This is a genomic window from Vibrio sp. 10N.222.52.B12 (assembly GCF_002875385.1).
Taxonomy (GTDB): domain Bacteria; phylum Pseudomonadota; class Gammaproteobacteria; order Enterobacterales; family Vibrionaceae; genus Vibrio; species Vibrio jasicida.
The window spans coordinates 78,231-99,944 of sequence record NZ_MDAW01000125.1 but is presented as its reverse complement, the minus strand read 5'-3'; the positions used below and the strand labels follow the sequence as shown (position 1 = coordinate 99,944).

The 21,714-nt window shown below is 45.8% G+C and carries 17 protein-coding genes; 12 read left to right on the top strand and 5 right to left on the bottom strand.

Going from position 1 to position 21,714, the window contains the following annotated elements; translation table 11 throughout:
* Nucleotides 1-27 precede the first annotated feature (27 nt).
* Nucleotides 28-846, bottom strand: a complete 819-nt coding sequence (locus BCT11_RS16535) for a potassium channel family protein (protein WP_039974721.1) — start codon at nucleotides 844-846, stop codon at nucleotides 28-30.
* A gap of 42 nt (nucleotides 847-888) precedes the next feature.
* Between BCT11_RS16535 and BCT11_RS16530 the strand changes: the two genes are divergently transcribed.
* The 3 genes from BCT11_RS16530 to hldE all read left to right on the top strand — a co-directional run bounded on the left by BCT11_RS16530 (nucleotide 889) and on the right by hldE (nucleotide 6,615).
* Nucleotides 889-2,145 carry a methyl-accepting chemotaxis protein gene (locus BCT11_RS16530; RefSeq protein ID WP_102388768.1) on the top strand — a complete coding sequence of 419 codons (1,257 nt, stop codon included), beginning with the start codon at nucleotides 889-891 and terminating at the stop codon, nucleotides 2,143-2,145.
* A gap of 118 nt (nucleotides 2,146-2,263) precedes the next feature.
* Nucleotides 2,264-5,107 carry a bifunctional [glutamate--ammonia ligase]-adenylyl-L-tyrosine phosphorylase/[glutamate--ammonia-ligase] adenylyltransferase gene (gene glnE, locus BCT11_RS16525; RefSeq protein WP_102388767.1) on the top strand — a complete coding sequence of 948 codons (2,844 nt, stop codon included), beginning with the start codon at nucleotides 2,264-2,266 and terminating at the stop codon, nucleotides 5,105-5,107.
* Between the two features lie 77 nt (nucleotides 5,108-5,184).
* Nucleotides 5,185-6,615: a bifunctional D-glycero-beta-D-manno-heptose-7-phosphate kinase/D-glycero-beta-D-manno-heptose 1-phosphate adenylyltransferase HldE gene (gene hldE / locus BCT11_RS16520; RefSeq protein ID WP_038866208.1), complete on the top strand. Its 1,431-nt coding sequence runs from the start codon at nucleotides 5,185-5,187 to the stop codon at nucleotides 6,613-6,615.
* Between the two features lie 308 nt (nucleotides 6,616-6,923).
* Here hldE and tolC read toward each other — a convergent pair whose 3' ends face one another.
* Nucleotides 6,924-8,246: an outer membrane channel protein TolC gene (tolC, locus tag BCT11_RS16515; RefSeq protein WP_102388766.1), complete on the bottom strand. Its 1,323-nt coding sequence runs from the start codon at nucleotides 8,244-8,246 to the stop codon at nucleotides 6,924-6,926.
* A 229-nt stretch (nucleotides 8,247-8,475) separates the two neighbouring features.
* On the opposite strand from tolC, the gene nudF reads away from it, so the two are divergent.
* From nudF to parC, 6 genes are all read left to right on the top strand, one after another.
* A complete protein-coding gene (nudF, locus tag BCT11_RS16510; protein ID WP_038866210.1) occupies nucleotides 8,476-9,123 on the top strand; it encodes an ADP-ribose diphosphatase in 648 nt (215 codons plus the stop codon).
* A 3-nt stretch (nucleotides 9,124-9,126) separates the two neighbouring features.
* Nucleotides 9,127-9,570, top strand: coding sequence for a DUF1249 family protein (locus BCT11_RS16505; protein WP_038878249.1), 444 nt, complete (start codon nucleotides 9,127-9,129; stop codon nucleotides 9,568-9,570).
* A gap of 61 nt (nucleotides 9,571-9,631) precedes the next feature.
* Nucleotides 9,632-10,438 carry a 3',5'-cyclic-AMP phosphodiesterase gene (gene cpdA, locus BCT11_RS16500; RefSeq protein WP_038866216.1) on the top strand — a complete coding sequence of 269 codons (807 nt, stop codon included), beginning with the start codon at nucleotides 9,632-9,634 and terminating at the stop codon, nucleotides 10,436-10,438.
* 57 nt (nucleotides 10,439-10,495) lie between these two features.
* The gene (yqiA, locus tag BCT11_RS16495) at nucleotides 10,496-11,080 is read left to right on the top strand and encodes an esterase YqiA (protein ID WP_042605358.1); all 585 of its coding nucleotides are present in this window, start codon (nucleotides 10,496-10,498) and stop codon (nucleotides 11,078-11,080) included.
* A gap of 247 nt (nucleotides 11,081-11,327) precedes the next feature.
* A complete protein-coding gene (gene parE, locus BCT11_RS16490) occupies nucleotides 11,328-13,208 on the top strand; it encodes a DNA topoisomerase IV subunit B (protein WP_038866219.1) in 1,881 nt (626 codons plus the stop codon).
* A gap of 3 nt (nucleotides 13,209-13,211) precedes the next feature.
* Complete coding sequence (gene parC, locus BCT11_RS16485) at nucleotides 13,212-15,500, top strand: DNA topoisomerase IV subunit A (RefSeq protein ID WP_102388765.1); 2,289 nt, start codon at nucleotides 13,212-13,214, stop codon at nucleotides 15,498-15,500.
* A 38-nt stretch (nucleotides 15,501-15,538) separates the two neighbouring features.
* On the opposite strand, the gene degS is transcribed toward parC, so the two are convergent.
* The 3 genes from degS to zapG form a co-directional block, all read right to left on the bottom strand.
* The gene (gene degS / locus BCT11_RS16480) at nucleotides 15,539-16,606 is read right to left on the bottom strand and encodes an outer membrane-stress sensor serine endopeptidase DegS (protein WP_038866223.1); all 1,068 of its coding nucleotides are present in this window, start codon (nucleotides 16,604-16,606) and stop codon (nucleotides 15,539-15,541) included.
* A 180-nt stretch (nucleotides 16,607-16,786) separates the two neighbouring features.
* The gene (locus BCT11_RS16475; RefSeq protein WP_038866225.1) at nucleotides 16,787-18,154 is read right to left on the bottom strand and encodes a Do family serine endopeptidase; all 1,368 of its coding nucleotides are present in this window, start codon (nucleotides 18,152-18,154) and stop codon (nucleotides 16,787-16,789) included.
* A 199-nt stretch (nucleotides 18,155-18,353) separates the two neighbouring features.
* Nucleotides 18,354-18,797: a Z-ring associated protein ZapG gene (gene zapG, locus BCT11_RS16470; protein ID WP_038866227.1), complete on the bottom strand. Its 444-nt coding sequence runs from the start codon at nucleotides 18,795-18,797 to the stop codon at nucleotides 18,354-18,356.
* Nucleotides 18,798-18,994: 197 nt separating this feature from the next.
* Here zapG and zapE point away from each other — a divergent pair, with 197 nt between their 5' ends.
* From zapE to rpsI, 3 genes are all read left to right on the top strand, one after another.
* Nucleotides 18,995-20,098 carry a cell division protein ZapE gene (gene zapE, locus BCT11_RS16460; protein ID WP_102388763.1) on the top strand — a complete coding sequence of 368 codons (1,104 nt, stop codon included), beginning with the start codon at nucleotides 18,995-18,997 and terminating at the stop codon, nucleotides 20,096-20,098.
* Nucleotides 20,099-20,352: 254 nt separating this feature from the next.
* The gene (rplM, locus tag BCT11_RS16450; protein WP_005436093.1) at nucleotides 20,353-20,781 is read left to right on the top strand and encodes a 50S ribosomal protein L13; all 429 of its coding nucleotides are present in this window, start codon (nucleotides 20,353-20,355) and stop codon (nucleotides 20,779-20,781) included.
* Nucleotides 20,782-20,796: 15 nt separating this feature from the next.
* Nucleotides 20,797-21,189, top strand: coding sequence for a 30S ribosomal protein S9 (gene rpsI / locus BCT11_RS16445; RefSeq protein WP_038866232.1), 393 nt, complete (start codon nucleotides 20,797-20,799; stop codon nucleotides 21,187-21,189).
* The last annotated feature ends 525 nt before the right edge of the window (nucleotides 21,190-21,714 follow it).

The following is a 21,714-nucleotide window of genomic DNA, read 5'->3' as shown; positions in this document are numbered from 1 at the left end:
TTGTGATCAAGAGACAGCCTTAGGGTCCTATTTTTTTGTCTGCTGCTTTTGTTCTTGAAGCTCTTCTTCAATCACTTGTAGCCGGTTCAAAATCTGTTCTTGTCTGTCTAGCACCTGCTCTAACAGCTTTTCTTTATTTTTGGAGCGATGATCTTGCTGTCTGGTTGGCGCAGTCAGAATCGATGTAATCAAGCCAGAAATCATACCGAAGATACCGACACCACAGATGATGACCAGTACAGCCAGTAGTTTGCCGCCTGTCGTCACCGGATAATGGTCACCATAACCAACTGTTGAGATGGTCACAAATGCCCACCACAATGCATCTGTTCCCGTTTGGATGTTTGCCTCTGGACTTTGTCCTTCAATAAACAACATGGCACTGGAACCAAGAGTTATCAGAACCACCATTAGCAATAAGATAGAGGCTAGAGTGGTTTCTCGGCGGTTTTGCTTGAGCTGTAAAAGAATGAACTTTGAAGAGCGTAAGACCAAAATGACACGCAAGATGTGAAACAGTCGAGCGAAGCGTAAAGGCTCAACCATTGGGATACTCGCCACAAAATCGATCCAGTGATGCTTAAGAAATGACCTGCGATCTGTGGCCCGGATCAAATCTATGGTGAGCTGTAATAGAAAAATACTACAGATTATAAAATCCAGACCGATAAGAACTTGACGGGTTTCGTTATCAAGCGGGAAAAACAACAGGCCAGAGATCACAAATAGTGCCATAAAGGACAATATTAGTGATAGCAGCCCCATCGGTTTGGTGCTGTCTTTGATATCATGGTTTTTCATACGAAGCTCGAAATAAATCGCGCAGGCAATGTTAAGTGCGCGCATAAGTATAAGTAAGACTATATAAGACTCGGTGGAGAACTGACAATGGAAAAGCTGGCATTTAAGCCGTGGGAAAGGGTGATATCCGACATCAAGCTCGTTCCGAAAATGGTCATGTTGATGGTATTTAGCACCATCCTAATTGTGGCGAAGCAACTGTGGGATGCGAGCACATTCTACGATTCATTACTAGCGGCAACTCAGAACGAACAAGTTGCCCAGCAGCATTATGAAGCGTATCTCACTCAAGTTGCTTGGCAAACAGCGATCTTAATTGTGGTGTTTGTGGTACTACTGCTGGCCGCTGCGCGCGTGATGTTGCGTCAGACGCAATACCTTAATGAAGCCATCAAATTAATGGCAAGTAAGAACCTTTCTGTTCCTTTTGGAATGGATTGTAAAGACGAATACGGCGATGTGGCTCGTGAACTTGAGACCACTCGTCGCCAACTGCATGATGTCATTCAAATGCAAATCAACTCTTCGGAAGAGCTTTCTACTCTCACAGAGGTGATGACATTGAGCATGTCCGAGACGAAAGAGTCAGCACAAGAAGAGTTTAATGAAATCGACCAGCTTGCGACGGCCATGAGCGAGATGTCTTCAACCGTACAAACTGTAGCTGAACATGCGCAAACAGCGTCAACTTTAACCGAGCAAGCTTCAACTCAAGCGGTGACTGGCCAGCAGTTCTTGCAAAAAACCGTGTCTAAAATGAGTGAACTCTCTTCTGATATTGCGTCTTCGGCAAGTGCCGTTAACCAAGTAGAAGAACGCGTAGAAGCGATTGGTAGTGTAGTAGGGACTATTCAAGGTATCTCAGAGCAAACTAACCTACTTGCGTTGAACGCAGCGATTGAAGCGGCGCGTGCAGGTGAAGCAGGTCGAGGTTTTGCCGTGGTTGCGGATGAGGTTCGTAACCTTGCCCAGCGTACACAACAAGCGACCGTTGAAATTCAAGAAATGATCACACAGCTTCAATCGAGTGCTGAATCTGCCGTCGAATTGATGGAAAAGAGCGTGGTTGAAGCAGCTGAAGGGGTTGAGTTGGTGTCCAATGCAGGCTCTGAACTGGATGGCATCGTGGGTCAAGTGACACAAATCAACGACATGAACTTCCAGATTGCGACGGCTTCAGGCCAACAAAGTAGCGTCGCAGAAGAAATGAGCCAAAACCTCACTAACGTTCGTGAGTTGGTGGAAGCATCTGTTGTTGTTGTAACGGAGCTGCTTGAAACGTCTGAAATGATGCAAACTAATGCCGAAGAGTTAGATGAGAAGATTAAATCCTTCCAAGTCTAAGTCTAACAAGCTTTGATAAAACGCCCACAAACCTTTTGTGGGCGTTTTTATTTGTGCTAACTCTGGTATAAATAAGTGATAACACCTAATCACAGTGCTTTTCAAACAAGGAAGAAAAATGCAGCTGCCTTCGTCACTGATTTCTGTCGCGGATTCTGCGGTTCAAAACGCCGAGCAAGCGGGATACTTTCAACAATGGCCAACCGAGATTGCTGAGCAATTTCGTTTTGTGTCTGGGTTAAGTAAGTTCATAACCGAAGCGATTCATCGTGATGAGACACTCGCACAAAACTTGCCAAGCATGCTGGCAGAAAGGAGTCGACAACAAGCCTATCGTGTACGCCTCGCAGAGCTTCTGGCGGAATGCCAAGATGAAATGGCTGGACACCGTGTGCTGCGCCAATTTCGCAACCGTGAAATGGTCTACATTGCGTGGAAAGACTTCACCCACACTTGGACGCTAGAAGAGTCACTTAGTCACTTATCACAATTGGCAGAAGCGATGATCTTCGAGACCTACCAATGGCAATATAAGATTTGTTGCAATGAGTGGGGAACCCCAACCAATGCCGAAGGCGAAGCGCAACCTATGCTGATCATCGGTATGGGTAAGTTGGGTGGTGGCGAGCTGAACTTTTCTTCCGATATCGACTTGATCTTCACCTATCCAGAAAATGGTGAGACGCAAGGTGCACGTCGTAGTATTGCCAATGCACAGTTCTTTACCCGTTTGGGTCAACGCATCATTAAAGCGCTCGACCAACAAACCTTTGATGGTTTCTGTTACCGCGTTGACATGCGTCTACGTCCGTTTGGTGAAAGTGGCCCCTTGGTCATGAGCTACGCAGCTCTCGAAGATTATTATCAAGAGCAAGGGCGCGACTGGGAACGTTACGCGATGATCAAAGCACGCGTCATGGGCAGCGAAATGTATCCGCAATACCAAGAATTGCGCCAGATGCTGCGCCCATTTGTGTTCCGCCGTTATATCGACTTCAGTGCGATTCAATCTCTGCGTCGAATGAAATCGATGATCAGCAGTGAAGTACGTCGCCGTGGTTTGAGTAACAATATTAAATTAGGCGCTGGTGGCATTCGTGAAATTGAGTTTATTGCTCAAGTATTCCAGTTAATTCGTGGTGGTCGAGAGCCTTCTTTGCGAGGTCGTGGTTTACTAGAAACCTTGAATGCCATTGGTGAATTAGGCCAGTTAACCCCATCAGAAGTCGAGAATTTAGAAACGGCCTATAAATACTTACGTAAGCTGGAAAACTTGCTGCAAGCGATGGCCGATAAACAAACCCAAACCTTGCCTGATTGCGATGATGAACGCCTAAAACTGGCCATTGCGATGCGATTTGATGCTTGGGATGATTTGATGGCTCAAACTCAACAGCATATGGCTAACGTACATAAGGTGTTTGAGAACTTAATTGGTGATGACGAAGAGGACGAGACGGAAACCATCGCACGTCATTTCCATGAACTTTGGGACATGGCGACCAAGCAAGATGTGCTTGAACATGTGTTGCAAGAAGACATCAAAACGGAGAACTCGGAAGCGCTTGCTAAAACCATCATGCAGTTTAAGGCAGACTTAGCGAAAAAAACGCTTGGCCCACGTGGGCGTGAAGTCTTAACTAAGTTAATGCCGAAAGTCTTCGATGCGGTGTTCGCCCATCCTGATGCACAGTTTGGTCTGCCACGAGTTCTGCATTTGCTGCATAACATTTGCACGCGCACTACGTATTTAGAATTGCTGGATGAGCACCCAGCCGCATTGGTGCAATTGGTGCGTCTGTGCACTGCAAGTCCGATGATTTCCGAGCAGCTATCGCGTTACCCAATACTGCTTGATGAGCTGATCGACCCTCAGCACCTTTATAACCCAATCCCACTCGACAGCTACCGAACGGAGCTGCGCGACTTCCTTGCTCGTATTCCAGAGGATGATATGGAACAGCAAATGGAGGCGTTGCGTCAGTTCAAGCAGATTTGCATCCTCCGCATTGCTGCAGCAGACATTGCTGGAGTGTTACCAGTGATGAAAGTAAGTGACCACTTAACTTACTTAGCTGAAGCCATCGTAGAAGCGGTAGTGAACCAAGCTTGGCTACAAGTGTCGGAAAAGTATGGTGAACCAACACACGTAAAAGATCGTGAAGGTAAAGGTTTTGCTGTGATTGGTTATGGGAAAGTTGGTGGTTGGGAATTGGGCTACAACTCAGATCTCGACATTGTGTTTATGCACGATTGTCCGGTGAATGTGTATACCGATGGTAAGAAAGAAATCGACGGTCGTCAGTTTTACCTTCGTTTGGCACAGCGCATCATTCATATTTTCTCGACCCGCACTGCATCAGGCATTCTGTACGAAGTGGATACTCGCTTACGTCCTTCTGGCGCATCAGGATTACTGGTAAGCCCGACCGATGCATTTGATGATTATCAACATCAAGATGCGTGGACTTGGGAACATCAGGCGTTAGTACGTGCTCGCATGATTTATGGTGACGAACCATTAGCGATAGCTTTCCATAACACGCGCCATGATGTGCTGTGTAAATCGCGTGACCAAGATACGCTGAAGAAGCAGGTGGTCGATATGCGGGAAAAAATGCGTGATCACCTTGGCGGGAAAAAGTCTGAGCGCTTTATGCTTAAGCAGGATAAGGGCGGTATTACCGACGTTGAATTTCTCGCTCAATACCTTGTGCTCAACTACAGTCACAGTAAGCCTAAACTAATACGTTGGTGCGATAACGTAAGAATTTTTGAAACCTTGATTGCTCAGGGTGTTATGGAAGAAAATCAAGCGATGCAGTTAACTCGCGCATACACATTGATGCGTGATGAGATTCATCGCCGTAATTTACTTAATTTGGATGCTGATGTGGCGGAAGATAAGTTTGTTGCGGAGCGCGAGTGGGTGAAGCAAGCATGGAATCAATGGTTTGCCTAAGCAGAAGTCATGTGCAAGGTTCAGCCTAGAAAAAGGCTGTGTTAAACTCACCACGATTTAATTTTTGGAGACCAATAATGAAACCAATTCTACCTGATTACAACAGCGCTGGTGTGCTTATCATCGGCGATGTCATGCTAGATCGTTACTGGTATGGCCCGACTGGACGTATTTCTCCTGAAGCGCCAGTACCTGTTGTGAAAGTAGAAAACAATGAAGAGCGTCCAGGTGGTGCTGCGAACGTCGCAATGAATATTGCTTCACTTGGCGGTCACGCTCACATTGTTGGTCTAACGGGTATGGATGAGCCAGCGAAAGTGCTGACTGAAACCCTGAACTCGCTAAAAGTAAAATGCGACTTTGTGGCGCTTCCTGAATACCCAACGATTACTAAACTGCGTGTCATGAGCCGTGGTCAACAGTTGATTCGTTTGGATTTTGAAGACAAGTTCGAGAACACAGATGCAGAGCCTGTATTGTCTCGCATGGAAGCCGCGCTACCAAGCGTGAAAGCGGTCATCATGTCTGACTACGCAAAAGGTTCGCTTGAGCATGTACAGGCGTACATCCAAAAAGCACGCGCAGCAAACATTCCCGTATTTATTGACCCTAAAGGGGCGGATTTCGAACGCTACCGTGGCGCAACCCTTCTGACTCCAAACATGAAAGAGTTTGAAGACGTTGTGGGCAAAGTGAAATCTGACCAAGAGTTAGTAGAAAAAGCGCTAGCTTTAGTTGAAGAGTTCGAATTTGAAGCTCTGTTGGTGACACGCAGCGAAAACGGCATGACATTGATTCGCCGTGGTGCAGAGCCATTCCACCTACCGACACAAGCGAAAGAAGTGTATGACGTAACAGGTGCGGGTGATACGGTTATTTCTGTATTAGCAGCATCGGTAGCCGCTGGTAAATCGTTTGAAGAAGCTTGTGCACTAGCAAACGCAGCCGCAGGTGTTGTGGTTGGTAAATTAGGTACATCAACACTATCTGAGATTGAATTGGCTGAAGCTATTCACGGCAGTCAAGATACAGACTACGGCGTGATTTCAGAGCAAGCGCTGATTGAAGCCGTGAAGAAAGCACGTGCAAAAGGCGAGAAGGTTGTGATGACCAATGGTTGTTTCGATATTCTACACGCAGGTCATGTTTCTTACCTAAATCATGCTGCTGAGTTAGGTGACCGCCTAATCGTTGCAGTGAATACTGATGACTCAGTGAAACGCTTGAAAGGCCCAGGTCGTCCAGTGAACCCAACAGATCGTCGTATGGCAGTCTTGGCGGGTCTTGGCGCGGTTGATTGGGTTGTACCGTTCAGTGAAGACACACCACAGCGTTTGATCTCAGAAGTGCTGCCTAGCTTATTGGTGAAAGGTGGTGATTACAAACCAGAAGAGATCGCGGGTGGTAAAGAAGTGATCGCTGCAGGCGGTGAAGTTCGTGTACTGAACTTTGAAGATGGTTGTTCAACCAGCGAGATCATCAACGCTATCAAAGGTGGTAAGGGTTAATACCTTGCTCGCCAAACTGATTACTACAAACTGATTATTAAAGGTCGCTTTCGAGCGGCCTTTGTTGTTTTTGGAGGAGTGCATCTAACCACAAACGTATTCCAGACCTCCCTCTTTTCAAGGGGGAGTTAGAGGGGGGGAATACTCGGTCTGATTGAAAACCAGTGTCGTCAATTAGATCGAGAAGCAACCCCTTCCGAATCCTCCCCTTCGAAGGGGAAGGGGCCTAGAGCGCACTTGGCTTGGTTACTTAGCCCAAAAAAAACGCCAGTTGAAATCAACTGGCGTTTTTCGTGTTACTTAGACGTTTATTTTGCTGGCTTAAGGCCCGCGTCTACATCTAGGATGTCTTGCTCACTTAGCGTACCAACTGCTTGGCGTAGTTGAAGACCTGCAAGAATGTAGTTGTAACGTGCATCTGAAAGGTTTTTGTTTGCATCGTAAAGACGACGAGTTGCGTCTAGCACGTCAACGATAGTACGAGTACCAACATCGAAACCAGCTTCTGTTGCTTCAAGTGCAGACTGTGCAGAAACCACAGATTGTTCGTACGCTTTTAGTGCGCCGATAGAGGCGTTAATGTTGTTGTTTTGTGCTCGCACTTCTTTCACAACACTACGGTATTCAGCTTCTAGGTTTTCACTAGCAGCAACGTAGCTGTATTCCGCTTGTTTCACTTCAGATGTTGTACTACCACCTGTGTAAAGTGGCACGGCTAGGTTTACACCAACATTGAAGCCATCGGCTGTATTATCGTTAATGCTTTCCGCAGTATCAGCGTAGTTGTAACCACCGTCCAGAGATAGCGTTGGTAGGTGACCAGAACTCGCTAGCGAAATATTGTCACGCGCAATGTCTTGTGAAATACGTGCTGATAAAAGGCTTAGGTTGGTTGTTTTTGCTTCTTCTACTAGTGTTTCAGCTGGTGTGCTTGGACGACTTGCAGAGAAACGAGCAGTATCAAGAACATTTAGGTTTTTGTGTTCTTGGCCTGTAATTTCACGTAGTGACTCGTAGCTGTTGATCAGATCGTTTTCTGCTAGAACTTCATCAGCCAATACTGCATCAAATTGTGCTTGTGCATCATGTACGTCAGTAATTGCCGATAGGCCAACTTCAAAACGTTGTTTAGTTTGCTCTAGTTGGCGACCAACAGCGGCTTTCTCTGCACGGACAAACACTAGGTTGTCTTGTGCACGCAGTACTTCAAAGTAAGCTTGAGAAACGCGAAGGATCAAACCTTGTTGCGTTGCTGCATAAGTTGCATCTGATTGACGTGCCGTTTTCTCTGCAGTGTCTAGGGTAATCCAAGACGCGCGGTTGTACAGCTCTTGTGTAAAGCCAACGCCAGCAGATAAGACGTTTTGGTCCGTCGATACTTTACCACCTAAGTCTTGATCTCTGTCGCCACGTGTAATGTCATAACCCGCGGTTAAGTTGATTTGTGGTAGTAGGGCACTGCGGCTAGAGTTGATTGCTTCAAAAGCTTGATCACGCTGCGCTGCTACGCTGAGCAATTGTGGGTCATTTTGTTTTGCTAAGTCATAAATTTCAGCAAGGGAGTCTGCCCATGCTGCTGTGCTCATACTGCCTAGCGCTGCACTGATAAATAGTGGAAGCAGTTTTTTCATTTTCCATTCCCGCGGTCAATAGATTGGTTAATTCTCAGTAGTTTAACTCAATTTGGACGATATTTACTCTAAACTTTGCACTTTTTTACACGTAATTATCCACCTGTGCAATAAATTTTTGAGAAAGGCTTAAAATAATTTATAACTATTGTACAAAAAGTTGAGCCAAGTCCTTTGAGCAAGCGAATAACAATGAGTAAACTACAAGATTCACTCAGAGAGGTGTTGAATGCAACAGTGTGACAAGCAACAAAATGATTTTACTCCCCAAGATGTGGAAATAATCTCAAAGGAAACCGTGTTTAAAGGTTTCTTTAAAATGGTGAAATACCGTTTTAAGCATAGGTTATTTGCTGGTGGTTGGAGTGGGATTGTCGAACGAGAAATGTTCGAACGTGGTCATGCTGCGGCCATGCTCCCGTATGATCCTGTGACTGATCAAGTTGTGATCATTGAACAGATCCGAGTTGGGGCATTGGAACATTCATCTCCTTGGCAATTCGAAATTGTTGCAGGAATGATAGACCGTGATGAGTCCGCTGAAGAAGTGATTCGTCGAGAAGCAGAAGAGGAAGCAGGGATCCAAGTGGGACGCGTCACCTCGGTTACTTCTTATTACCCTTCTTCTGGTGGTTGCTCGGAAAAATTAGATGTGTTCATTGGAGAAGTGGATGCAACTAAAGCGCATGGCATTCATGGTTTAGACTATGAGAATGAAGATATTCGTGTTCATGTACTGAGTCGCGAAACGGCGTATCAATGGGTGAAGGATGGAAAATTCGAAAATGGTGCTTCTATCATTGCATTGCAATGGTTACAACTTAACCATCAAGAATTGAAATCACAATGGGGAGTTTCCCCAATCGGTGGAGAATAAGTAATGGCACAAGTAGCGGTAAAACAGCGATACCATGTTGACTTAGCGGGTCTGATGAGAACCTATGAGACCAACTACGCTAAGCTCAATGCTTTGCTGCCTGCTTCTGCCGAAGTTGGTGATATTCGTTGTTATCAAGCAGCGAACATGGTTTACCAACTGACCGTGAATGAAATCACAAAATACACCACAGTTGTTGAGATATGTCAGAGTGATGAGATGCCGGTGTTTCCTTTACCGACGATGTCTGTCAGGCTTTATCACGATGCAAGAGTTGCTGAAGTATGCTCAAGCGGAGAGTTCTCTCGCATCAAAGCTAAATATGATTATCCCAACGACCAGTTGATGCAGAAAGATGAAAAACATCAACTTAATACGTTCCTTGGTGAATGGCTGACGTTCTGTTTACGAAGTGGCATTAGTCGATCGCCACTTGCCTTCAATTGATTGTCACGTCACTAAGGGAAAATAACAAAAAATTAAATAGTGGACGAATCAGGTTTTCATTTTGCAATCATCTAGTGACAGCATAAAGCTTATACAAATCACGGATACTCATCTGTTTGCCGCAGATGAGGGCAGTTTGCTGAGCGTAAGAACCGCCGACAGCTTTGAAGCCGTGGTGAAAGAAGTTCTTCATCGTCAAGTGCAGTTTGAATACATCTTGGCGACGGGTGATATTTCACAAGATCACAGTGCCGAGTCTTACCAGCGTTTTGCCGAGGGTATTGCGCCGCTGGAGAAAGCGTGTTTTTGGTTGCCTGGCAATCACGACTTCAAACCAAACATGGGGACGGTTCTACCATCACCTCAAATTCAATCTGTTGAGCACCTTTTGCTAGGTGAACATTGGCAGTTGATCTTGCTAGATTCACAAGTTGTGGGCGTGCCTCATGGGCGTTTAAGTGATCAGCAACTTTCCCTATTAGAAGAAAAGTTGTCTGACTACCCAGACCGACACACACTTGTGTTATTGCACCATCACCCGTTGTTAGTTGGTAGTGCTTGGCTTGACCAGCATACACTGAAGGATGCTGAGGCATTTTGGCAAGTTGTAGACCGTTTTGAGAACGTAAAGGGCATTTTATGTGGTCATGTGCACCAAGACATGAATGTTCTTTATAATGGTATTCGAGTGATGGCAACGCCTTCAACCTGTGTGCAGTTTAAGCCGAACTCCGATGACTTTGCGTTAGACACAGAGTGCCCAGGGTGGCGAGAATTAGAACTTCACCCGAGTGGTGACATTTCTACTGAGGTTAATCGCCTGACGGATGGGCAGTTTCAGCCAGACTTTACCTCAAACGGCTACTAACCAAATATCACGCCCGAACTTTATGTTCGGGCTTACTTTTTCTTCTGTGAGGCTTTTATGAGCAAACCGGCGCTACTACTGTATATCCATGGTTTTAACAGTTCGCCACTTTCAATGAAGGCGAATTTGATGAAAGAGTACTGTGAACAGCAGCGCCCAGACATTAAAGTTGTTGTGCCTCAATTGCCATGCTTTCCACAGCTTGCCGCTCAATGTCTATTAGACATTGTTGAGCAATATAAAGGTGACTATAACATTGGTTTAGTGGGCAGCTCTCTGGGGGGCTACATGTCTACGTGGTTGAACGCGCAATTTGGTTTTCGTGCGGTCGTGGTTAACCCTGCGGTTAAGCCTTATGAGCTGTTGGTTGACTATTTGGGGGAGCAAACTAACCCATACACGCACGAAACCTATACACTTGAAGCTTGTCATATTGACGAGCTGAAAGCTCTTGATGTAAAAACCATCGCGTCGCCTCAATCTTTCTGGCTGTTACAGCAAACAGAAGATGAGGTTCTGGATTATCGCCAAGCGGTAGAGAAATTTACCGATGCTAAGAAAACCGTAGAAGAAGGCGGTGATCACAGTTTTATTGGCTTTGAGCGTTATCCTGCTCAAATCATTAAATTCTTAAATTTGTGATTTCTAGAGCGATTGGAATAGGCTCATAGTTTTTATTGATATATCCAACCGTTTCTTGACATAGCGGGTATGCTTTCCGACTATGTTTTGCCGAAAAGATCTTAGGGGTGTAAAGCCCTGACTACTTTGTTATGCATGACCGATCAATGAGAAGGGTGCTGACGGGGTAGCTTTTTCGTTTCTCGAGTATCGCTCACCCATCGGTGAGGCTCGGGTTACAAGTAAACTTTGAGAACAATTCCGTATTATGACTGAACAATATAATGCTGGTGCCATTGAAGTACTGAATGGCTTAGAGCCAGTACGTCGCCGACCAGGGATGTATACGGATACAGCGCGCCCAAACCACTTGGGCCAAGAAGTTATCGATAACAGTGTCGATGAAGCGCTAGCCGGACATGCCTCAAAAGTACAAGTCATCCTACATGCTGACCAATCACTAGAAGTGATCGATGATGGTCGAGGCATGCCTGTTGATATCCACCCAGAAGAGAAGGTTTCAGGTGTTGAACTGATCCTATGTAAGCTTCACGCGGGTGGTAAGTTTTCCAATAAAAACTACCAGTTCTCTGGTGGTCTACACGGTGTAGGTATCTCAGTAGTAAACGCACTGTCCAAGCGTGTGGAAGTGACCGTACGTCGTGATGGTCAAGTGTATGAGATTGCTTTTGAGCACGGCGATAAAGTTTCTGACCTAACGGTAGTCGGCACATGTGGTCGTCGTAACCGTGGTACCAGTGTGCATTTTTGGCCAGATGCTAAGTACTTTGATTCTGCAAACTTCTCAGTAACTCGTCTGGTGAATAACCTGCGTGCGAAAGCAGTACTTTGTCCTGGCCTAGAAATTACTTTCACAGATAAAGTAAACAACAAAGACTACAAGTGGTTCTATGAAGATGGTTTGAAAGACTATCTAGCGGAAGGTGTGAAAGGTTATACCGTTCTGCCAGAAGAGCCATTTACTGGTGAATTCTCAGCCGAAACAGAAGCAGCAAATTGGGCCGTGATCTGGCAGCCAGAAGGCGGCGAGATGATCACCGAGAGTTACGTGAACCTTATCCCGACGGCGCAAGGTGGTACACACGTAAACGGCCTTCGCCAAGGTTTGCTTGATGCAATGCGTGAGTTCTGTGAATTCCGTAACTTGTTGCCTCGTGGCGTAAAACTAACTGGCGATGATGTCTTCGACCGTTGTTCATACGTCCTGTCGGTTAAGATTCAAGATCCACAGTTTGCCGGTCAGACTAAAGAGCGTTTGTCTTCTCGTCAAACCGCTGCGTTTGTATCTGGTGTAGTGAAAGATTCATTCAGCCTTTGGTTGAACGAAAAACCACAACTTGCAGAGCAACTTGCTGAAGTTTGTATCGCGAACGCGCATCGTCGTATGCGTGCGAGCAAAAAGGTTGTACGTAAGAAGGTAGCATCTGGTCCTGCACTGCCTGGTAAGTTAACGGATTGTTCAGTACAAGACTTAAACCGCACAGAAATCTTCTTTGTAGAGGGTGACTCGGCGGGCGGTTCTGCCAAACAAGCTCGTGATCGTGAGTTCCAAGCGGTGATGCCACTGCGCGGTAAGATCCTAAACACGTGGGAAGTCTCTGCAGACCAAGTTTTGGCTTCTCAAGAAGTGCACGATATCTCAGTTGCTTTGGGTATCGACCCAGACAGCGACAACCTAGACAGCCTTCGCTACGGTAAGATCTGTATCCTTGCCGATGCGGACTCGGATGGTCTGCACATCGCAACGCTATTGTGTGCACTGTTCACACGTCACTTCCGTGCGCTGGTTGAAGCTGGTCATATCTATGTAGCGATGCCGCCTCTGTACCGTATCGACTGTGGTAAAGAAGTATTCTATGCCCTCGATGATGACGAAAAAGATGGCGTATTAGAGCGCTTGTCGAAGAAGAAAGCCAAAATCAACGTGCAACGATTCAAAGGTCTGGGTGAGATGAACCCACTTCAGTTGCGCGAAACTACCATGGATCCAAATACGCGACGTCTGGTTCAGTTAACCATCGATGATTCTGCGGCGACCATGGAAATGATGGACATGTTGCTTGGTAAAAAACGAGCAGATGACCGTCGCACTTGGCTACAAAGCAATGGCGATATGGCAGAGGTTTAACGGATGTCTACAGAAATTACTTATGATGGCGTTGAACAGTTGCCAATGCGCAAGTTCACTGAAGACGCTTATCTGAACTACTCGATGTACGTAATCATGGATCGCGCATTGCCATACATTGGTGATGGTCTAAAACCGGTTCAACGACGCATCATTTACGCAATGTCAGAGCTTGGTCTTTCGGCATCAGCGAAATATAAAAAATCAGCACGTACCGTTGGTGACGTACTGGGTAAATACCATCCGCATGGTGACTCAGCGTGTTACGAAGCGATGGTACTCATGGCTCAGCCATTCTCTTACCGTTACCCATTGGTAGATGGTCAAGGTAACTGGGGTGCGCCAGATGACCCGAAATCATTCGCTGCAATGCGTTATACCGAAGCAAAACTGTCCAAGTTTGCTGAAGTTCTACTAGGCGAGTTAGGTCAAGGCACGGTTGAATGGCAACCAAACTTTGATGGCACGATGAAAGAGCCACAAATGTTGCCTGCGCGTCTGCCTCATATCCTGCTAAACGGTGTAACCGGTATCGCGGTTGGTATGGCGACGGATATTCCGCCTCACAACGTTCGTGAAGTGGCAGATGCAACCATCCACTTAATCGACAACCCGAAAGCAGAACTGCCGGATGTGATGCAGTTTGTGAAAGGTCCAGATTACCCAACGGAAGCAGAAATTACTTCACCACAAGCGGATATCGAGAAGATTTACCGTAACGGTCGCGGTAGTATCAAGATGCGTGCGGTATGGCACAAAGAAGGTTCTGATATCGTCATTACCTCTCTGCCACACCAAGTATCGGGTGCGAAGTTACTAGAACAAATCGCGAACCAAATGCGCGCGAAGAAACTACCAATGGTAGACGACCTTCGTGACGAATCGGATCACGAGAACCCAACACGTATTGTCGTGGTGCCTAAGTCAAACCGCGTTGACTGTGACTTGTTGATGAATCACTTGTTCGCTTCAACGGATCTTGAGCGCAGCTTCCGCGTTAACTTGAACATGATCGGTCTCGATAACCGTCCTCAAGTGAAAGGTCTGGTACAAATTCTGTCTGAGTGGATTGAGTTCCGTCGTACTACTGTGCGTCGTCGTCTACAACACCGCCTAGACAAAGTGATGGCTCGTTTACACATCTTGGAAGGTTTGTTAGTTGCTTACCTAAATCTAGATGAAGTGATTGAGATCATTCGTACTGAAGACGACCCAAAAGCGGTCTTGATGGAACGCTTTGGTATTACTGATATCCAAGCGGATGCGATTCTAGATACTAAACTTCGTCATCTAGCAAAACTAGAAGAGATGAAGATTCGTGGTGAACAAGACGAGCTAGAAAAAGAGCGTGAGAAGCTAGAACAGCTGCTTGGTTCTGAGCGTCGTCTGAACACACTACTGAAGAAAGAGATTAAAGCGGACGCAGAGAAATACGGTGATGACCGTCGCTCTCCATTGGTTGAGCGTGCAGAAGCAAAAGCGTTGACTGAGCGTGACCTAGTACCAAGTGAGCCAATCACAGTGGTGCTTTCAGAGAAAGGCTGGATTCGCCATGCGAAAGGCCACGATGTTGATGCAGAAGGCTTAAGCTATAAATCTGGTGATAACTACCTTGCGCATGCTCGCGGTAAGAGCAACCAACAAGCGGTGTTCTTCGGTAGCGATGGCCGAAGCTACTCATTAGAGTCACACTCACTACCATCAGCGCGAAGCCAAGGTGAGCCGATTACTGGCCGCCTGAACATCACGGCTGGTAGCAGTATTCGCCAAGTGATCATGGGTGAAGATGAGCAGCTATGGCTAGTTGGCTCTGACGCGGGTTACGGCTTTGTATGTAAAGGCTCTGAGCTACTGTCTAAGAACCGAAGCGGTAAAGCCTTGGTGACGCTACCTGCAAACTCTGAGGTGATGACGCCGAAGACGATTGCGGATTTGGATTCGGATGAAATTCTCGCAATTACCAACCAAGGTCGTATGCTGTTGTTCCCGATTAAAGACCTGCCGCAATTGGCGAAAGGTAAAGGCAACAAGATCATCAATATTCCAGCGGCGAAAGCTAAAGAGCGCGAAGAGGTTCTGTCTCACTTGATGGCATTGCCACAAGGTGCTTCTCTGACGTTGTATGCCGGTAAGCGCAAGTTGGGATTGAAACCAGCGGACTTAGAAAACTTCCGTGGTGAACGTGGTCGCCGAGGTAGCTTATTGCCGAGAGGCTTGCAGCGCGTAACGCGTATTGAAGTGGATATGGGGGGAGCCTCAGACACTTCAGAAGAGCCAAGTGATAGCGAGTAACACACAAACAAAAATCCCAGCCAATGGCTGGGATTTTTTTATGCTTCTTGTTTGTCTTCGGCGATGGTGACTTTTACGTTCATCTCTTTACCCTTGCGGATAATCCCAACGTCGACTGACGTTCCTGGTCGCAAGTCAGTGACAATGTCCATAACGCTTTGTCGCCCTTGAACTTTGGTGCCATTGATACTGATGATGATGTCTTGTTTCTCAAAGCCAGCAGCACTTGCAGGGCCATTTGGATCAATGCCAAGTACGACAATGCCACCAATGTGTTCATTGCCCAATAGACGAGCGGTCACGGCGTTAATATCTTGGCCATCAATACCGATATAGCCACGGATTACTCGGCCATCTGCGATGATCTTCTGCATGATCTTGTTGGCGAGCGGTGCCGGAATGGCAAACGAGATACCGTAGGTTTCAAGGTCTGTCGCTTGTTGGAATGACGCGGTATTGATACCGACCAGTTCACCTTGGGTGTTCACCAATGCACCTCCAGAGTTACCCTCGTTGATTGCTGCATCGGTCTGAATAAAGGCTTGTCGACCATCACTGATTGATGAACGACCTGTCGCAGAGATAATGCCGAATGTTGTGGTTTGTCCCAAGTTGTAAGGGTTACCAATAGCCAGTACAACATCGCCCACCTGAGGCTTATATTCAGAGTTCAGAGGGATAACCGGTAGGTTAGAGCCTTCGACACGCAAAATCGCGATATCTGTGCGTTTGTCAGTCCCCACCAACTGTGCGGCTGCCACTCGGCCATCTTGAAGTGCGACAACAATTTGGTCTGCTTGCGCCACTACATGATAGTTCGTGATGATGTAGCCTTTCTCACTTACGATCACGCCGGAACCCAAGCCTTGTGTAGAAAGCTTGCTGCGGTCGTTTTCAACGTATTTTCGGCTGTAGATATTTACTACGGCAGGTGCGGCTTTTCTCACGGCTTGATTAAAAGACACTTCAAGTGAGGCGATATTACTCGGTTGTGTATCAACGAGGGCGTCAGGAATGACATTGCTACGCAAAGAAGGGACAGCGAGCAACACTATGACGGCAGTTGCTAAGCCTAAAAAGACAGAACGTAACAAAAAGCTAAGCATAACCTCTCCATGATTGGGCGCCCGATTGGGATAGAAAAGAGAAGGATAGCACTACATTGAAAAATAACAAAAGGGCAAGACGTGATTGCCTTGCCCTTTTAAAAAACCATGACATACAAGGTAAAGTATAGGAGTGTTCTCGAATAAAACGGAGAAGCACTCATCGCTCTTGTTGATGGATTATCGAATAACTAAGTAAACCGTGCGGTCTCCACGTTGAACATTGATTGCTAACACGCCTTTGTGCTTCTCAACGATGGCGCGCAGCTCCGCTAAGTTCTTCACGCGTTTGCGGTTCACACCAATGATGATATCGTCTTGCTCAAGTTGGTACTGTGCTGCAGGTGAGTTCTCGACCACGCTGGTCACCTTGACCCCTTGAATCTTATCGTTTGGTGTCGTGTTACTTAACTCGGCACCTTTTAAGCCCTCATGTAACGTTTCAGCTTTCGCTTTGATGTTGGTAGACTCGCCTAAAGTGACATCAAAACTCTTGCTCTTACCGTCACGAATCACACCAAGTTCAATTTTTTTGCCAGCACCTAGTGTTGCAACTTTGGCGCGAAGTTCAGAGAAGGTATCAATCGATTTACCATTGACGGAAACAATGACGTCTCCGGCTTTCAAGCCTGCTTTATCAGCGGCACTGTCTGGGACCACTTGACTAACAAAAGCGCCTTTGCTTGACTCGTAACCTAGTGCTTCTGCCAATTCTGAAGTGACTTCACCACCCTGAACGCCCAACATACCGCGTTTCACTTCACCAAACTCTAGAATTTGATCCGTTAGGTTTTGCATCATGTTGGATGGAATGGCAAAGCCGATACCAACATTACCGCCATTTGGGCCTAGGATTGCGGTATTAATACCAATCAGTTCGCCATTGAGGTTCACTAATGCGCCGCCAGAGTTACCGCTATTGATAGCCGCATCGGTTTGAATGAAGTTCTCAAAGTTCTCCACGTTTAAGCCGCTTCGGCCAAGTGCAGAAACAATACCAGAAGTGACCGTTTGTCCTAGACCAAATGGGTTACCAATTGCCACGGTAAAATCACCCACACGCAATGCGTCTGAATCTGCCACTTTAATTTGAGTTAGGTCTTTCGCCTTTTCTAATTTAAGCAAGGCAATGTCCGACATTTCGTCACCGCCAACCAATTCTGCGTCGTACTCTCTACCATCGTAAAGGCGAACTCTAATATCATCTGCGCCTTTTATTACGTGGTAGTTTGTTACTATCTGACCTTTCTTCGCGTCAATAATCACGCCTGAGCCCAACCCTCGGAATGGACGTTCGCGAGTTTGTTCTGTTGGAAATTCAGGGCCAAAGAAAAACTGAAACTGTTCTGGAATACGGCTGGTTTGCACCTGTTTGCCCTCTACCGCAATGCTGACGACCGCAGGGGTCACTTTTTCTAGCATGGGTGCAAGGCTTGGTAATTGCTCACCATCAACACTTAAAGGAAGTGCTGCCGTAGCTGAGATTGGGGTGATGATTGAACTTAAGCTTAAAGATAGAACGGTTAACGCAAGCAACGGTTTTTTCATCCAATAACTCCTCTTGAAACCAGTCTGCCAAAAAGAAATATCCTAACCATTATGTGTTTAAGTATTGGTCTGGATAATCGAAACGGGGTGGCAGGTCACTGCAAGTTAGAGATGAGTTGCTTAAGAAAAGTTCAAAAAGGGTCAACACAAATTGATAAGAAATGAATATGTATTGACCCAATAGGAAGAAGAGAGAAGATTAAGAGGCTTTTGCTGTGACGGCTTCAGGTGCGTCGATGATCTCTTTTTCTTTATCTTTCAAAAGGCCGGTTGCGCCATTAGCATAGTCTTTTGGTTGTTCATTGACTTCAGATGGTTGCTCTTCAATTTGCTCTGAAGACATCGCCGTTTTCTTGTCGAATGGGTTGTCTTGCTCAGGCAAGTTTGGCAAGAGTTCTGATGAAGTCTTTGCCATATGTTGGTACAGCTTAGTGTAATCTTTACCTAGCGTATCCAACATTTCTGCGGTTTGTGCAAAGTGATCGACCAGCTCTTGACGTTGTTGCTCTAGTTCAAATTTGGCTGCTTCTAGCTCTTTTTGCACAGACTTTTGTTTTTTGTATTCGGGGGTGGTTAGTCTACTAATGACTACGCCTACGATTGTACCGACCAGCAAACCCACAATGGCATAAATCCAAGGCATAACTGCTCCTTATAGTTGTTTTAACAAGTCTTTTACTACTTAGTTACACGCGGTGCTTGTCCATGTTACTATGGCTTGAACAGCCGATAAAGAAAAATAGCGGTATGTCTTCGGGGACTGATATCCACATCTCTCTATTCCTAATACTGACCCCGAGGTGACAAAATTTCTCTGTACCTCTGATACGACCCAGTGCCATGACACCATTAAAACGATACCAACAAGACATAGCCAAGCATGGATTCCAACGTGATGAAGCGCAATATAGCGCGGTCGTCGCTTTAGATGAACTTTTCCATGCCATCGCCGACTTTCAGTCAGCACCTATTCCTCAGCTTAGCACTTGGCAAAAGTTACTAGGTAAAAAAGTCGAAATGCCAGAACCTCCTAAAGGACTGTACTTTTGGGGAGGTGTAGGGCGCGGTAAAACTTACCTTATGGATGCCTTTTTTGACGCCTTACCAACAGAAAGGAAAATGAGGGTGCATTTTCATCGCTTTATGTACCGAGTACATGATGAATTAAGGCGTTTAGGTGATGTAGAAAATCCGCTTTCTAAAGTAGCAGACTTGTTTAAGAAAGAATCAGATATTGTTTGTTTTGATGAGTTTTTCGTTTCAGACATTACCGATGCAATGATCTTAGCGACGTTGCTTCAAGAGATGTTTAAACGTCAAATGATTTTGGTCGCGACCTCGAATATTGAACCTCAAAATCTATATCGCAATGGTTTGCAACGAGCACGTTTCATGCCAGCAATTGCCATGATCTTAGAGCGTTGTGATGTGCTCAATGTCGATAGTGGTGTGGACTACCGTTTAAGAACCCTAGAGCAAGCTGAAATTTACCATTACCCACTTGATGAGCAAGCGTCCGTTAACCTTAATCAATACTACCAACAGCTGATTGGGGAAAGAAAAGCCGCAACGAATACGATTGAAGTGAATCATCGTGAAATTGCAGTGATTGAGGCCAGTGATGGTGTGTTGCATGCTTCTTTTGCTCAGTTGTGCCAAACTCCGCGTAGCCAAAATGATTACATTGAGCTGTCTCGAATCTACCACACCGTATTGCTTGCGGACGTGATGCAGATGGACCGTAAAGTCGATGATGCAGCAAGGCGCTTTATTGCGTTAGTCGATGAGTTTTACGAGAGAAACGTGAAATTAATCATTTCCGCCGAAGTGGCGATGGAGGCGCTTTATAGCGATGGGCTACTGGAATTTGAGTTTAAGCGTTGTTTGTCTCGATTAACTGAGATGCAGAGTCGCGAATACCTAGCGAGAGAGCATCTGGCGTAAAAAACAGCAACTCATCTTAAAAAAGTGAAGAAAAAATTAGTGATTTGGCGCAAAAAAAGGTGATTTTTTCTTCGCTCTTCTCTATAATCCTGCGACCCACCGTTACTGCAGACCTGAATATCGAAGTTATTTCGGCATAGAAGGTCGAGAGAACCAACGACTCGAAGGGGTGATGACTGGGCTCTTAGACAGTGTGGGAACACAATACTGTGTTCCTTTAAAGTTTAAAATTTAATTAACGGGTTATTATTAGCATGAAAACTTTCGTTGCTAAACCAGAAACTGTAAAACGCGACTGGTATGTTGTAGACGCAGAGGGTAAAACTCTTGGCCGTCTAGCAAGTGAAATTGCATCTCGCCTACGTGGCAAACATAAAGCTGAGTACACTCCTCACGTTGACACTGGTGATTACATCATCGTTATCAACGCTGAGAAAGTTGCTGTAACTGGCAACAAAGCTAAAGGCAAAGTGTACTACCGTCACTCTGAATTCCCAGGTGGTCTAAAATCTATCACTTTTGAAAAGTTGATCGATCGTAAACCTGAGATGGTTCTTGAGCTAGCAGTTAAAGGCATGCTTCCACGTGGTCCTCTAGGCCGTGCTATGTACCGTAAGCTTAAAGTTTACGCGGGCGCTGAGCACAACCATGTTGCTCAACAACCACAAGTACTAGACATCTAATTGGGGATTTCGAAAATGGCAGAGAATCAATACTACGGCACTGGCCGTCGCAAAAGCTCAGCTGCGCGTGTTTTCATCAAACCAGGCAGCGGCAACATCGTAATCAACAAGCGTAGCCTTGATGAGTACTTCGGTCGTCCAACTTCTCGCATGGTTGTTAAACAACCTCTTGAGCTAGTTGAACTAACTGAGAAGCTAGACCTATACGTTACTGTTAAAGGTGGCGGTATTTCTGGTCAAGCTGGTGCTATCCGTCACGGTATCACTCGCGCTCTTATGGAGTACGATGAGTCTTTCCGTCCTGCTCTACGTGCAGCTGGTTACGTTACTCGTGACGCTCGTTGCGTTGAACGTAAGAAAGTTGGTCTACGTAAAGCACGTCGTCGTCCACAGTTCTCTAAGCGTTAATTTCCTCTTACTGGAAATTATGCTTTTCCAGAGTTTCTCTGGATACTGTGTACCAAAGCTCGGCTATATGCCGAGCTTTTTGTTTTTATAGCCTTCTGTTTTTATAACCTCAGTTAAACGTCTGTTTTTTGTTTCCCGTCGCTTCAGCATCTCTCCTTAATATCCTGGCAACATTTGTTTGTCTTATGTACTGCTTTATGCAATTTATTCGTGCTACAAATCGCACATGATAAAAGTGGAGAGTACCTTCACATTCTTGAAATATCTTTCTGCTTAATCCGCTGAAAACAACCGAAATAAAAGGTGTTAGCTCTTGTTTTTAGTCGTTATTCGTTTCGCTTTCTTGTTACAAATCACATCTATTTTTTATAATTTTGCCGCTTTTGTGACGGCGTGGGCGATTTGCCTCACAAATGTTACAAAAAGGTAGCTTTATCTTGTCAAAAAGTAGGGTTTTCTTTATCATTTCCCCCCAATAAATAGAACTAAATTCATAATTTGTTAGCCATGCTCTTATAAGCGGAA